This window comes from bacterium (genome assembly GCA_021158245.1).
Taxonomy (GTDB): domain Bacteria; phylum Zhuqueibacterota; class QNDG01; order QNDG01; family QNDG01; genus QNDG01.
The window spans coordinates 1-14763 of record JAGGVB010000062.1 but is presented as its reverse complement, the minus strand read 5'-3'; the positions used below and the strand labels follow the sequence as shown (position 1 = coordinate 14763).

Annotated in this window: 14 protein-coding genes and 1 tRNA gene; all 15 read right to left on the bottom strand. The window is 42.1% G+C overall.

The annotated features are described in order from the left end of the window. Positions 1–110, bottom strand: a 110-nt coding sequence (locus J7K93_03820) for a hypothetical protein (GenBank protein MCD6116120.1), incomplete at its 3' end; no start/stop codon positions are given. A gap of 27 nt (positions 111–137) precedes the next feature. Continuing rightward, positions 138–2222 (bottom strand): elongation factor G, encoded by a 2085-nt coding sequence (gene fusA / locus J7K93_03815; protein ID MCD6116119.1) that lies wholly within the window; start codon positions 2220–2222, stop codon positions 138–140. 30 nt (positions 2223–2252) lie between these two features. Next, on the bottom strand, positions 2253–2723 hold the full coding sequence (rpsG, locus tag J7K93_03810) for a 30S ribosomal protein S7 (protein MCD6116118.1): 471 nt from the start codon (positions 2721–2723) through the stop codon (positions 2253–2255). A 16-nt stretch (positions 2724–2739) separates the two neighbouring features. Then, the gene (locus tag J7K93_03805; protein ID MCD6116117.1) at positions 2740–3111 is read right to left on the bottom strand and encodes a 30S ribosomal protein S12; all 372 of its coding nucleotides are present in this window, start codon (positions 3109–3111) and stop codon (positions 2740–2742) included. Between the two features lie 25 nt (positions 3112–3136). After that, positions 3137–7378 (bottom strand): DNA-directed RNA polymerase subunit beta', encoded by a 4242-nt coding sequence (gene rpoC, locus J7K93_03800; protein MCD6116116.1) that lies wholly within the window; start codon positions 7376–7378, stop codon positions 3137–3139. 30 nt (positions 7379–7408) lie between these two features. Next, a complete protein-coding gene (rpoB, locus tag J7K93_03795; protein MCD6116115.1) occupies positions 7409–11191 on the bottom strand; it encodes a DNA-directed RNA polymerase subunit beta in 3783 nt (1260 codons plus the stop codon). A 41-nt stretch (positions 11192–11232) separates the two neighbouring features. Further along, entirely contained in the window at positions 11233–11688 is a 456-nt protein-coding gene (gene rplL, locus J7K93_03790) for a 50S ribosomal protein L7/L12 (protein MCD6116114.1), read from the bottom strand. Between the two features lie 45 nt (positions 11689–11733). After that, positions 11734–12267, bottom strand: a complete 534-nt coding sequence (locus J7K93_03785) for a 50S ribosomal protein L10 (GenBank protein MCD6116113.1) — start codon at positions 12265–12267, stop codon at positions 11734–11736. Positions 12268–12298: 31 nt separating this feature from the next. Further along, complete coding sequence (locus J7K93_03780; protein MCD6116112.1) at positions 12299–12988, bottom strand: 50S ribosomal protein L1; 690 nt, start codon at positions 12986–12988, stop codon at positions 12299–12301. A 15-nt stretch (positions 12989–13003) separates the two neighbouring features. Then, entirely contained in the window at positions 13004–13426 is a 423-nt protein-coding gene (gene rplK, locus J7K93_03775) for a 50S ribosomal protein L11 (GenBank protein ID MCD6116111.1), read from the bottom strand. Positions 13427–13451: 25 nt separating this feature from the next. Beyond that, positions 13452–13988 (bottom strand): transcription termination/antitermination factor NusG, encoded by a 537-nt coding sequence (nusG, locus tag J7K93_03770; GenBank protein MCD6116110.1) that lies wholly within the window; start codon positions 13986–13988, stop codon positions 13452–13454. Between the two features lie 15 nt (positions 13989–14003). After that, a complete protein-coding gene (gene secE / locus J7K93_03765; protein ID MCD6116109.1) occupies positions 14004–14186 on the bottom strand; it encodes a preprotein translocase subunit SecE in 183 nt (60 codons plus the stop codon). A 24-nt stretch (positions 14187–14210) separates the two neighbouring features. After that, positions 14211–14284, bottom strand: a tRNA-Trp gene (locus J7K93_03760). Between the two features lie 12 nt (positions 14285–14296). Beyond that, entirely contained in the window at positions 14297–14446 is a 150-nt protein-coding gene (rpmG, locus tag J7K93_03755) for a 50S ribosomal protein L33 (GenBank protein ID MCD6116108.1), read from the bottom strand. A 36-nt stretch (positions 14447–14482) separates the two neighbouring features. Further along, positions 14483–14763 (bottom strand): elongation factor Tu (locus J7K93_03750; GenBank protein ID MCD6116107.1); only part of this gene is annotated, 281 nt, incomplete at its 5' end.

The window sequence follows — 14763 nt, the reverse complement described above, 5'->3', positions numbered from 1 at the left end:
GCTAAAAACATGGTTATTGCAGCTGTCAATGTAGTCTTTCCGTGATCTACATGACCTATCGTTCCAATGTTTACATGCGGCTTCGAACGCTCAAACTTTTCCTTAGCCATGGATAATTTCCTCCATTCATGATAGGTTTATACAAACCCTCTGATTCTTTCTAATATTTTCTTTGATTCTTCTTCGCAAACTTCCTGATAATGCGAAAACTGCATGGTATAAACTGCCCTTCCCTGGGTTTTTGATCTGAGATCTGTAGCATAGCCGAACATTTCACTTAAAGGAACAACTGCACTCACAATATGAAGCTCTTTCCTCTGGTGCATTCCTTTGATCTGCCCTCTTCTTGCATTCAGGTCTCCCATAACATCGCCCAGATAATCTTCAGGCAAAACAACTTCAACTTCCATCATCGGCTCAAGCAGCACCGGGCCTGCTTTCTGAAATCCATTCTGCAATGCCATAGATCCGGCAACTTCAAACGATATTTCAGAAGAATCCACAGGGTGATATGAGCCGTCAATAAGCGATACTTTAATATCAACTATAGGATATCCTGCTACCCATCCGCTGTTTAATGAGCCTTTTATTCCCCTCTCGACATATTGAATAAACTGTTTCGGGATTGCACCGCCGACAATATTATTCTCAAATATGAATCCAGTGCCCCTGGGAGCAGGCTCCAGATAGATAACAACATGTCCGTACTGTCCCTTTCCACCTGTCTGGCGCACAAATCTGCCTTCTGCTTCGACAGATCTGGTAATTGTCTCTCTGTATGCAACCTGGGGTTTCCCTACATTAGCCTTTACATTAAATTCCCTGAAAAGACGGTCAGTTATAATTTCGAGATGAAGTTCTCCCATACCTGAAATTATTGTCTGGCCTGTATCATCATCAGTCTTAACCTGAAAAGTCGGATCTTCCTCTGCAAGGCGTAAAAGAGCATCATCAAGTTTATCCTGATCCGCTTTTGTCTTGGGCTCTATTGCAACTGCAATAACAGGTTCAGGGAAATCCATTGACTCAAGAGTTATAGGCTCCTTGAAATCACACAGAGTATCGCCCGTCTTGGTGTATCTAAGGCCTACTGCAGCAGCTATGTCACCGGCAGCGACAAATTCTCTGTCTTCCCTCTTATTAGCATGCAGCTGCAAAATGCGTCCCAGTCTCTCTTTTTTCCCCTCACGAGGGTTAAAAACATAAGAGCCGGCTTTTGCAATGCCTGAGTAAACACGGAAATATGTCAGTTTCCCGACATAGGGATCTGTCGCTATCTTAAATGCCAATGCTGCAAAAGGTTCATCTTCACTTGTTTTTCTTGTAATTTCCTTATTCCGTTTCGGATCAATGCCTTCTATATCAGGGACATCAACAGGAGAAGGCAGATAATCTACAACTGCATCAAGAAGCTTTTGGACACCTTTGTTTTTAAAAGCTGCTCCGCAAAGAACAGGAACAAGCCCTGTTTTCAGGGTTCCGTTCCTAAGCGCACCGTGGATTTCTTTTTCATCAGGTTCAATACCATCCACATATTTTTCCATCATCACATCGCTGAATTCAGCTATGCTTTCAATCATATTATGGCGAAAAATTGCTGCTTTTTCCTTGAACTCCTCCGGAATTTCTATTTCTTCCCACTCAGTGCCAAGGCTGGATTCATTGTAAAAAACGGCTTTCATCTTAACAAGGTCAATAATACCCTTAAAAGATTCACCGCTTCCCACAGGAATCTGAATCGGTACGGAATTGGTACCAAGCCTCTCCTGCATCATGGAAAGAACATTTTCAAAGTCAGCTCCGACACGATCCATCTTATTTACAAAAGCAATTCTCGGAACATGATATTTATCAGCCTGATGCCATACTGTTTCGGATTGAGGTTCTACACCTGCAACTCCGCAGAAAATTGCAATTGCACCGTCAAGTACTCTCAGAGACCGTTCTACTTCTACAGTAAAATCAACATGCCCCGGAGTATCAATGATGTTAATTTGAGTGTTATGCCAGAAACAGGTTGTTGCAGCAGACGAGATGGTAATACCCCGCTCTTTCTCCTGGGCCATCCAGTCCATTGTAGCAGCACCATCATGGACCTCTCCCATTCGGTGAACTTTCCCCGTATAGAAAAGAATCCTTTCGGTTGTTGTTGTCTTCCCTGCATCAATATGCGCCATAATTCCTATATTTCGCACATTCTTCAGGGGGTACTTTCTCTGCATCTTATCCCTGTTTCTCTCTAAATATTTTCATTACCACCTAAAATGAGCAAATGCCTTATTCGCTTCTGCCATTTTATGTACATCTTCTCTCTTCTTGATTGATGTACCCTCTTTCTTGGCAGCATCAATTAATTCTCCCGCGAGTCTTTCAGCCATAGTCTTTTCAGATCTTGCGCGGGAAAAATTTATAATCCACCTGTAGGCCAAAGCTGCACGCCTGTTTGATGGAATTTCTACCGGAACCTGATATGTAGCTCCGCCAACCCTGCGAGATTTTACCTCAATAATAGGTTTTACATTCTCAACAGCTTTGTGGAATGCATCAATCCCTTTGTCACCGGTTCTCTCTTCAATAATGTTCATTGCCGAATAAAATATATCTTCAGCAAGACTTCTTTTCCCGCCTTTCATGAGGCCGTTGATAAACTTTGTAACAACCTCCTGATGATAAACCGGATCGGGCAATACTTTTCGCTTTGGTACTCGTCTTCTTCTCGGCATCTACGTAACTCCGTTACTACTTCTTTCGTTTTACACCGTATTTTGATCTTCCGTTCATACGGTCTTCTACACCACTGGTATCGTAAGTCCCTCTTACTATATGATACCTAACACCCGGAAGATCCTTAACTCTTCCACCTCTAATAAGCACAATTGAGTGCTCCTGAAGATTATGCCCCTCACCGGGAATATATGCTGTAACTTCAAACCCGTTTGTAAGACGCACTCTTGCTACTTTACGCAGCGCTGAATTCGGTTTCTTCGGAGTAGTTGTGTAAACTCTGGTACACACTCCTCTCCTCTGAGGACAACCTGTTAAGGCCGGTGCCTTATTCTTCTTCTGGATAACTTTTCTGCCTTTTCTTACCAGTTGATTCAGTGTCGGCAAAGAATCCTCCTTAATACTAAACTTATTACACTATATCCTGAGCTTCTCCCTCAACAGGGGTGCTCTTTTTATATTCTTCCATTGCGCCCTTATTCCACACTCTCAGTTCTCTAAACTTCTTCAGGCCTGTTCCTGCAGGAATCATATTACCCATAATAACATTTTCTTTAAGTCCGATGAGATGGTCAACGCTTCCCCTGATAGCTGCATTTGTCAACACTCTCGTTGTTTCCTGAAATGATGCTGCAGATATAAATGAATCCGTACCTAATGACGATTTTGTAATACCGAGCAGCAGCGGCCGGAAAGTTGCAGGCCTGGCAGGCCTGAATTTTGCAGGCTCCTTGCCTTCGGATTTCATAGCTTCATTCTCAATCGTTGCCTTAGCTTTCTCAACCACATCACCTTCTCTGAACCCAGTATCACCCGAGTCTTCAATTACAACTTTATTCATAATATCATCATTAATTTTCAAGAACCTGTATCTGTCAATTTCCGTACGTTCAAGTAGTACAGTATCACCCGGATCTTCAACCCGAACCTTTCTAAGCATCTGGCGAACAATTACTTCAATATGTTTATCATTAATTCTTACACCCTGGAGTCTGTATACTTCCTGAATTTCATTAACAAGGTATTCCTGTACTTTATTTGCTCCGAGAATAGCAAGAATGTCATGCGGCACAACAGACCCTTCGGATAATTTTTCTCCTGCATTCACATAATCACCCTCATGGACAAGTAAGTGCTTCCCATACGGGATAACATAAGTTCTTGTATCTGTGCCATCGGAAGATTCAACAATTACCTTTCTTACACCCTTCCGCACCTGTCCAAATTTAACCACACCTTCAATTTCGCTGACAATCGCAGGATCTTTAGGTTTTCTCGCCTCAAAAAGCTCTGCAACACGCGGAAGCCCGCCCGTGATATCTCTTGTTTTACTGATCTCTCTCGGAATTTTTACAAGAATATCGCCGGAATCAACCTGCTGTTCATGTTTTACCATAAGGTGGGCGCCTGTCGGGATAATATATGATCCTGTCTTTTCCCCATCCTTGTCAAGAATATTGATGTGAGGATTAAGGTCTCGATTTTTAGACTCAACAACAACCATCTGCCTCTGGCCGGTTACTTCATCGACCTCTTCACGATAAGTTTCGCCCTCTTTAATATCAACGTATTCAACAGTTCCTTCTGTGTTTGTTATAATAGTATCCGAGTAAGGATCCCATACAAAAAGCCGCTGGCCTTTTTTAACTTCCTGCCCATCTTTTGTAAGGATCTGAGCTCCGTAAGGCACTGTAAAAGTTGACAGTATCCTGTTATCCTTATCAAACAGTTTTATCTGTCCATTTCTTCTTAAAGAAATTATTGTTCCGTCTTTATGTTCTACAAATTTAATATTCTCATATTTAACAGTTCCGTCTTCTTTTGCAATAACTTCAGATTCAGCCGCAATTCGGCTGGCGGTACCACCTATATGGAAAGTTCTTAAAGTAAGCTGCGTTCCCGGCTCTCCAATGGACTGGGCAGCCATAACTCCAACTGCCTCACCTATTGAAACAGGCCTTCCTGTGGCAAGATTCCTTCCGTAGCATTTAGCACATACACCACGTTCTGCTTCACAAGTCAAAACAGAACGGATACCGACAGTTTCGACTCCCCTCGAAACAATCATATCCGCTATTTCTTCATCTATAAGCACGCCTGATTCAACAATAATTTCACCTGTTTCAGGGTCAAAAATATCCTCTGAAGTAACTCTTCCGAGTATTCGGTCTCTAAGCGGTTCGATTACTTCTTCACCTTCTTTAAGATCCCCCACATGAAGGCCCATAATTGTACCACAATCAACTTCATTAATAACTACATCCTGAGACACATCAACAAGGCGTCGTGTAAGATATCCTGCATCTGCTGTTTTTAGTGCAGTATCTGCCAACCCCTTTCTTGCTCCGTGAGTAGAAATAAAGTATTCAAGAACAGACAAACCCTCACGGAAGTTGGCAGTTATCGGCGATTCAATAATTTCACCTGTACCGCCTGTAAGTTTTTTCTGAGGTTTTGCCATAAGTCCGCGCATGCCTGCAAGCTGCCTGATCTGTTCCTTACTGCCTCGCGCACCTGAATCAGCCATCATGTATATGGGGTTAAAGCCATCTTCAGTCTCTTTAAGATGATCAAAAAGAAAAGTTGCTATCTGGTTTGTTGTTCTCGTCCAGACATCAATCACCTTGTTATATCGTTCTCCGTCTGTTATTACACCCTTTTCATAAAGGCTTCTAATCTTTTCAACAGCCTCATTTGATTTATTAACAAGGCTTACTTTTTCTTTTGGTATTATTGCATCATCAACACCGATAGTAACACCAGCCTTCATAGCATAATAAAAACCAAGGCTCTTAAGGTCGTCAAGGAACTGCACGGTCCGTCTGTTTCCAACTTTCTTATAAGTTAGGTCAACAATTGATTCGATGCGTTTCTTCGTTAAAAGCTCATTCAGATAACCGACTTCTTTTGGTACAATTTGATTAAAAATCACACGGCCTGTTGTTGTTTCAATAATCTCATGGTTGATTCTTACTTTAATTTTTGCATGAAGCCCTACTTTTTGATCATTGAAAGCAATCAAAACTTCTTCTTCATCAGCAAAAATCAAACCTTCGCCGACCTCGCCATCTCTGGTTTTTGTAAGATAGTAACTTCCAAGAACAATGTCCTGACTCGGGATCGCAAGAGGCCTTCCGTTAGCAGGAGACAGGATATTGTGGCTTGAAAGCATTAACACCTTTGCTTCCATTTGCGCTTCAACTGAAAGCGGCAAATGGACAGCCATCTGGTCACCGTCAAAATCTGCATTAAAAGCTGCACACACAAGAGGATGTATTCTTATCGCCTTGCCTTCCACCAAAATCGGCTGAAATGCCTGAATACCGAGCCTATGCAGAGTAGGTGCCCTGTTAAGCATAACAGGATGGTCCTTAATTATCTGATCCAGAATATCCCACACTACTTCATCTCTGCGCTCTACAAGCTTTTTAGCGGATTTTACTGTTTTTACTACACTCCTCTGTACTAACTCTTTGATAATAAACGGCTTAAACAGCTCAAGCGCCATCTCTTTCGGCAGCCCGCATTGATCCATTGTCAATTCCGGCCCAACAACAATAACCGATCGGCCTGAATAATCAATACGTTTTCCAAGAAGGTTCTGGCGGAATCTCCCCTGTTTACCTTTTAACATATCTGAAAGAGATTTCAGAGGCCTGTTTCCTTCGCCTCTGACAGCAGCCCTGCGTTTACCGTTATTAAAGAGAGAATCAACTGCTTCCTGAAGCATTCTTTTTTCATTTCTAAGAATAACCTCAGGAGCCTTTATTTCAAGAAGTTTTTTAAGGCGGTTATTTCTGATAATAACCCGCCTGTAAAGATCATTTAAATCAGAGGTTGCAAAACGTCCACCCTCAAGAGGTACTAATGGACGGAGTTCAGGAGGTATTACAGGGATAACAGACATGATCATCCATTCAGGCTTATTCGGCTTGCCGCTTTCAGTCCTCATAAACGATTCAATAACTTCCAGCCTCTTTATTGCTTCGCGCTTTGCCTGATTTGAAGTAGTTACCTTTAGCTCCGCTCTTAACTCTCTTGACAACTCAACTATGTCCACACGGGTAAGCAGTTCTCTGATAGCCTCTCCGCCCATAAGAGCAACAAACTCTTCCTGCTCATCCTCATCTTCCATAGAGGCCTCTTCGGACTTCAAGCTCAAATCATCCTGTATAGAAAGATACTCTTCCTCAGAAAGGAGCTGCTTATAATCAAGCCCGGTTGTTCCGGGATTTACAACAACATAAGATTCATAATAAATAACTTTTTCCAGCTCACTTGTCGACATTCCAAGAATATATCCGATTTTAGAGGGAATCGACCTGAAATACCATATATGCACTACCGGAACTGCAAGAGATATATGCCCCATTCTCTCTCGCCGTACGGATTTAGTAGTAACTTCAACACCGCAGCGATCACATATAATCCCTTTATATCTGATTCTCTTGTATTTACCGCAATGGCATTCATAATCCTTTACAGGCCCGAATATTTTCTCGCAGAAAAGTCCGTCCTTTTCAGGTTTATACGAGCGGTAATTTACAGTTTCAGGCTTCAGCACTTCTCCTCTGCTCCAACTGAGAATAGTATCAGGTGATGCAAGATTCAGGGAAAGGCTGCTAAAACCTTTATTTTTCAGATCAAACGACAATTGTTCTCACCTCCGCGAGGGACATCTTTATTATCGCAACTCAACATCAAGGCCGAGTCCGTTTAATTCCTTTAAAAGCACGTGAAACGATTCCGGAATTCCCGGAATCGGGAGATTTTCTCCCTTTACAATTGCTTCGTATGTTTTTGCACGACCCCGGACATCATCCGATTTTACAGTTAAAATTTCCTGTAATGTATGTGCAGCTCCATACGCTTCAAGAGCCCAGACTTCCATTTCTCCGAATCTCTGGCCGCCGAACTGGGCTTTACCGCCAAGAGGCTGCTGAGTAATAAGAGAATACGGCCCGATTGACCGTGCATGAATTTTATCTTCAACAAGATGTGAAAGTTTCATCATGTAAATACATCCTACAGTAACACGCTGATCAAACTTTTCGCCTGTTTTACCATCATAAAGATCACTTTTACCGTCAGGTGCAATACCCGCTTTCTTGATCTCTTCTTTAATTTCTTCTTCTGTTGCCCCGTTAAATACATGAGTCGCATATTTAATTCCGAGACGGCTGCCTGCCCACCCGAGAGTTGTCTCAAGAATCTGCCCAAGATTCATTCTTGAAGGAACGCCGAGGGGGTTAAGAACTATATCAACCGGAGATCCATCCGGCAAAAACGGCATATCTTCAACAGGGACAATTTTAGCTACAACACCTTTATTTCCGTGACGCCCTGCCATTTTATCGCCAACCTGCAGCTTCCTCTTTCTTGCGATATAGACACGGACAAGTTTTATAATCCCAGGCGGAAGTTCATCGCCTATCGCAACTTTATCGCGCTCTCTCTTAATTTTTTCTTCAACCTGGGCAAGTTTTTTATTATATGCCTTGTAAATTTTCTCTACAATCCTGCTCTTTTCATCCTCACCTTCTGCCCATGGGGCGGACCAATCCAGGATATCAAAATCGAGTTTTCCTAAAATCGAATCTGAAAAAGTTAACCCTTTTCTGACTACAATCTTCTGAGATTCTTCTTCTCTGATTCCAAGGCTCTTTTTATCTTTTAAAATTTTTCTAAGCTTATCGTTCCGCAAAGCCCAGATACGTTTTTTCTCCCTTATTCCCCACTCTTCAATTTTCTCAATAAGTTCCTTATCTCTCTTCTTTGTTTCCTTATCTCTCTTTTTCAGGGAAAATAATTTCGTATCAATTACAATTCCGTTCATACCGGGAGGAGCTTTCAGAGAAGCATCTTTTACATCCCCGGCTTTTTCTCCGAATATCGCTTTTAAAAGTTTTTCTTCGGGAGTAGGCTCTGTTTCTCCTTTTGGAGTAACTTTACCAACAAGAATTGCTCCGGCTTTGACCTTTGCCCCGACACGGATTATTCCGTTTTCATCTAAATCTTTTGTAGCTTCTTCAGATACATTGGGAATCTCTCTTGTGAGTTCCTCTTCGCCGCGCTTAGTATCACGGACCTGAAGCTCAAACTGCTCAACGTGTATAGAAGTATATACATCATCTTTTACAACACGTTCACTTATTACAATTGCATCTTCAAAATTATATCCCCGCCAGGGGATAAATGCTACAAGTACATTCCTGCCGAGAGCGAGTTCGCCGTTTTGCGTTGCATGGCCGTCAGCCAGCACATCGCCCTTATGAACTTTTTCTCCTACGCTGACAAGAGGAGTCTGATTCACCATTGTATCCTGATTCGTTCTCAGGAATTTTGTAAGATTATAAGTTACCGTGTTATCTTCTTCAAAGTCAAAAAGGTCTCCTCCGCTCTTACGGACAGGCTCAATCCTGACTTGATCGGCATCTACATAAACCACTTTTCCGTCAACATCAGAAACGGCCATAGAGCGTGAATCAACTGCAACCTTCCTCTCCATTCCTGTTCCGACTATTGGAGATTCCGGTTTTAAAAGCGGGACAGACTGCCTCTGCATATTTGAGCCCATAAGTGCCCTGTTTGCATCATCATGTTCAAGAAACGGTATCAACGCAGCTGCCGCGCTAACAGTCTGGTTAGGAGACACATCCATATAATCAATCTGCTCAGGCTTTACTTCAGGGAATTCACCTCTATATCTTGCCTTTACTCTGTCATTTATAAAATTACCTTTTTCATCAACAGGGGCATTAGCCTGTGCAACTGTATAATTTTCCTCATCATCAGCACTCATGTACACTATTTCGTCAGTAACTCTTCCCTTTACAACCTTTCTGTAAGGTGTCTCAAGGAAACCAAGTTCATTAATCCTGCCATAAGTAGCGATTGAAGATATCAGCCCAATATTCGGGCCTTCAGGCGTTTCAATAGGACATAACCTTCCGTAATGAGAATAGTGAACATCGCGAACTTCAAATCCGGCTCGTTCCCGTGTAAGCCCACCGGGTCCGAGAGCCGACAATCTTCTTTTATGTGTCATCTCTGCGAGAGGGTTAGTCTGATCCATGAACTGAGACAGCTGACTTGTACCGAAGAAAGTGTTTATCACGGACATCACAGTACGTGCATTAACAAGATCCTGAGGGGTAAGCTTTTCACTATCTCCTATATTCAGCCTCTCTTTTATCATCCTCGCCATTCTTGACATACCGACATTCATCTGTGCGGCATACTGCTCACCTATTGTCCTAACACGCCTGTTACCGAGATGATCAATATCATCTGTAGGTTTGGCGCCGGTTCTTACGCTAAGAAGATGCTTGATAATTAATACAAAATCTTCGTTAGTAAGAACTGTAACATCTTCAGGTACGTCGGAGCCAAGTTTTTTATTTAACCGGTATCTTCCGACACGGCCCAGATCATACCTTTTCGGATTAAAGAAAAGCCGCTCAATAAGTGCCTGAGCTGTTTCAAGATCAGGCGGTTCTCCTGATCTAAGCTGGCGATAAATAGCCTCTATAGCATCTTCTTCTGTTTTTACAACATCCTTTACAAGTGTGTTGTAAATAATTTCAGCTCCATCCACACGGCCATCAGTTACAATAAAACTAAGAGATTTTATCCCGATTTTCTTAAGTGTCGGTATAACTTCTTCAGTAAGCTGGCTGCCATGCTCAAGAACAACCTCTCCGGTCTCCTTGTCAACCACACCGACATCACCCTGATTAAAGAAAACATTTTTCCCAATATACTTTTTAATTTCGGAATTTTTAATATCAACTTCTTCAATCATGTTGAAAAGTCGAAGTAACTCTTCATCAGTGCTTCCGCCGAGAGCCCTTAACAGTGTAGTTACAGGAAATTTACGGCCCTGGTCAATATAAACGTACATTATATCGTTTGTATCAACAACAAACTCCAGCCAGGATCCCCTAAAAGGTATAACCCTCGCAGAAAAGGCTTTTACTCCCTTGGTAAGTTCTTTTTCATCAAAAAAGACTCCGGGAGAGCGGTGCAGCTGGTTGACTATAATCCGCTCAGCACCATTTATTATAAAAGTACCCTTATTTGTCATAAAGGGGTATAGCCCCAGATAGACGACCTGCTCTATAGTATCAACATATCGTTTCTTTTCACTGTAAGGGTCTCTTATTGAAAGACGCAGTTTAGCTTTGATTGGAGTTGCATAGGTTACACCTCTCTCACGGCACTCCTCAACAGTATATTTAGGCTCTTCCACAGAATATTCCACAAACTCAAGAATATAATTTTCTCTTGTGTCGCTTATGGGGAAAAGGCCCTCAAACACTTCCTGAAGCCCCTGCTTCTTTCTTTTCGAAGGTTCTACATCATGCTGAAGAAATTCCCTGAAAGACTTGAGCTGAATATCAAGTAAATCCGGTATCCCTACTGCAGATTCAATCTTCGCAAAGGATTTACGCTGGACGTATTTCATGGCTATAAAAACCACTCTCCTTTATTGGAAACACTAATTAACTACTTCAACTCGATTGTGGCGCCAGCCTCTTCAAGCTGCTTCTTGACGTCTTCTGCTTCATCCTTGGTGACGCCTTCTTTAATTTTTGCATTGGGAGCGGATTCTACCAGCTCTTTTGCTTCTTTAAGTCCAAGACCTGTCATAGCCCTAACAGTTTTAATAACCTGAATCTTGTTAGATCCAAAATCTTTCAGAACTACATCAAATTCGGTCTTCTCTTCTTCCGCAGCCTCAGCCCCGGCAGCAGGTGCAGCACCAGGTGCTACAGCAACAACAGGAGCAGCGGCTGATACACCAAACTCGTCTTCCATCGCCTTAACGAGCTCTGCGAGTTCAAGAACAGTAAGCTTCTTAACTGCATCAAGAACCTTCTGAGCATTTTTACTCAGATCTTTGGCCTCAGTCTTTTCTTCCTCAACCTCAACAGCCTCGCCCTGTTTTTTCTCTTCGGTCATCCTTATTATCCTCCAAACTTAAAATAAGACCTAATCAGCGCTGTATTATGCCTCGTCCTTATCTTTATCTTCTTTGATGGCTTGCAAAGTTCCTACAAATTTCTGAAGCAAGCCGCTCAATGTTCCAACAAAACCCGATATGGGTGCATTAAAACCGCCAAGCAGTAACGCATAGAGCTCATTTTTCGAAGGCAATGCTGCTATCTCTTCAACTCTATCCGGACCATAAAAATTTCCCTCAAACAGCGAAAATCTAATACTCGGCTTTTCTACCTTGGCTTTTTTGACAAATCCGGTAATTACCTTTGCAGGAGCAGACGGATTATCAAAACTGTAAGCTATAGCAGACGGGCCTTTGAAATAATCAATCATCTCATCACGGCCCACTTTCTTTGCAGCAATTCGGGCCAGCGTATTTTTAACAACTAAATACTCAACTGAATTTTCACGGCATTGATTTCTGAACTCACTAATCTGTTCTACATTCAAGCCCTTATAATCAGTCACAAAAACGCCCGAAGCTTTCTGAAAAATCTCTACAACCTTATCTACTACTAATTCTTTCTCTGGTCTTGCCATAACAAATCCCTGAGTTACCTGTTTTTAAATACTACACCAAAGCTGCCGAATCAAGCTTAACACCGGGCCCCATAGTTGAAGAAAGAGAAATACTTAAAACATACTTCCCCTTAACAACGGAAGGCCTTGCTTTTAAAATCTGATCCAAAAGCGTTTTAACGTTCTCTACTAAGGATTCAACAGAGAACGAAGCCTTGCCTACAGCAGCGTGAATGTTTCCGTACTTATCAACCCTGTATTCTATTCTTCCTGCTTTAAGCTGTGTTACTGCCTCCCCGACATCAAAAGTAACAGTGCCAGCTTTTGGGTTAGGCATCAACCCTCTCGGCCCGAGAACTCGGCCAAGCTTTCCAACATCTTTCATTACATCAGGCGTGGCAACAATTGCATCAACATCAGCCCATCCGCCTTCTATTTTACTAATAAATTCTTCGAGACCTACGTAATCGGCTCCAGCCTCTTTTGCTTCATCGACCTTTGTTTCTTTACATAAAACCAAAACACTTACAGTTTTACCAGTACCATTAGGTAGAGACACAGTTCCTCTAATAACCTGATCAGCCTTTCTCGGGTCAACATTCAGCCTTACTGACAGCTCAACCGTTTCATCAAACTTGGCTGTTGCATTCTCTTTGACAAGGGTCATTGCCTCTTGCAACTCATATGCTTTCTGCGGGTCAATTTTCTTCAGCATCTCATTGCGCCGTTTGCTATTTTTCATCTGCATTTTCCCTGATTATTCAACTACAATGCCCATACTTCTCGCAGTACCTTCGATAATCCTCATAGCCATTTCTACATTATGAGCATTAAGGTCTTTCATCTTTAATTCTGCAATTTCCTTAACCTGATTACGGTTAACCTTACCTACCTTTTCACGATTAGGCTCACCGGATCCTTTTTCAACCTTTGCTGCTATTCTTAATAAGACTGCCGCAGGAGGTGTTTTGGTTATAAAAGAAAAAGACCTGTCTGCATAAACCGTTATAACAACAGGTATGATCAATCCCTGCTGCTCTTGAGTCTTTGAATTAAATGCCTTACAAAACTCCATGATATTAACACCATGCTGACCAAGAGCAGGACCAACAGGAGGCGATGGATTTGCCTGACCAGCCGGTATCTGCAGTTTTATCATTCCTATAACTTTCTTTGCCATACTTTACCTCAAACAATACTCAACGCTACTTTTCCTGTTCTACCTGAAGAAAATCAAGCTCAACAGGCGTTGATCTGCCAAAAATACTTACCATTACCTTTAATTTCTTCTTGTCCTTTTGAATCTCTTCCACAACTCCGGTAAAATCCGTAAAAGGGCCGTCTATCACTTTAACAGGATCCCCGACTTCATAGGGAATCTCAATTATCTCTTCCCCTTTTCTTTCTTCCACCCTGCCGAGTATTCTCCGGACCTCATCTTCTCTTAATGCAACCGGCTGATTTTTCGGGCCTACAAAATTCGTTACCCCCGGTGTATTCAATACAATGTGCTGCGTTTTAAGGTTTAGATCAAGCTCAATAAGCATATATCCCGGGAAAAAAACTTTATTTTTAACTCTCTTTTTCCCATCTCGCATCTCAACCACCTCTTCAGAAGGGATTAAAATGCGGTTTATACTTTCCTGCAATCCGGTTCTTTCTATCTCGTTCTCAAGATATCTTTTAATCTTATTCTCGTGACCGGAAAAAACATGTATTGCGTACCATTGCAGCACTTTAATCAATCCCCCAAAGAGTTAAAAAATAGCCCTTAACATTCTGTTTAATATAAAATCAGCTCCAAAAATTATCAGAGACAGTATTATACAAAGAACAAGAACAACTACAACAGACCCGTACACTTCTTCTCTACCGGGCCAGCTGACTTTTGAAAGTTCTGTTGAAACTTCACTAAAATATTTCGAGATTTTAGCAAACATATCTCTACTCCTATAAAAACTTAGCAGGCCTGGGAGGACTCGAACCCCCAACCCCCGGATTTGGAGTCCGGTGCACTAGCCACTTGTGCTACAGGCCTATACCAGAACCCCTACCTGGTCTCCTTGTGGAGTGTATGCTTATTACAAAACCTGCAGTACTTCTTGTATTCCACTCTACCAGTTTGCTTCTTTTTATTTTTTGTAGTCGTGTAGTTTCGCTGTTTACACTCCGTACACGCCAAAATTATTATATCACGCATCTCTGTCCCGCTACAAAAGACTACACATAGTTAGTTTTATTCTATAATTTTCCCGACAACACCTGCACCAACCGTACGTCCGCCTTCACGGATTGCAAACCGAAGCCCCTCTTCCATTGCTATGGGCTCAATCAGCTCTACTTTCATGTTGATGTTGTCTCCGGGCATTACCATCTCTACTCCCTCAGGGAGTTCAATTGATCCGGTTACATCTGTTGTACGGAAGAAAAACTGTGGACGGTATCCAGGGAAAAACGGTGTATGACGTCCGCCTTCTTCTTTCTTAAGTACATATACCTGACCTTCAAACTTCGTGT

What these genes read in the sequence shown, in the direction of transcription:
- rplK (MCD6116111.1), bottom strand. Translation starts at nt 13,426, where the DNA reads ATGGCAAAGAAAGTTATAGGAATGATAAAACTGCAGATACCGGCTGGT.
- rpoB (MCD6116115.1), bottom strand. Translation starts at nt 11,191, where the DNA reads ATGAAATACGTCCAGCGTAAATCCTTTGCGAAGATTGAATCTGCAGTA.
- rpmG (MCD6116108.1), bottom strand. Translation starts at nt 14,446, where the DNA reads ATGCGTGATATAATAATTTTGGCGTGTACGGAGTGTAAACAGCGAAAC.
- J7K93_03780 (MCD6116112.1), bottom strand. Translation starts at nt 12,988, where the DNA reads ATGAAAAATAGCAAACGGCGCAATGAGATGCTGAAGAAAATTGACCCG.
- rpsG (MCD6116118.1), bottom strand. Translation starts at nt 2,723, where the DNA reads ATGCCGAGAAGAAGACGAGTACCAAAGCGAAAAGTATTGCCCGATCCG.
- secE (MCD6116109.1), bottom strand. Translation starts at nt 14,186, where the DNA reads ATGTTTGCTAAAATCTCGAAATATTTTAGTGAAGTTTCAACAGAACTT.
- fusA (MCD6116119.1), bottom strand. Translation starts at nt 2,222, where the DNA reads ATGCAGAGAAAGTACCCCCTGAAGAATGTGCGAAATATAGGAATTATG.
- J7K93_03785 (MCD6116113.1), bottom strand. Translation starts at nt 12,267, where the DNA reads ATGGCAAGACCAGAGAAAGAATTAGTAGTAGATAAGGTTGTAGAGATT.
- rplL (MCD6116114.1), bottom strand. Translation starts at nt 11,688, where the DNA reads ATGACCGAAGAGAAAAAACAGGGCGAGGCTGTTGAGGTTGAGGAAGAA.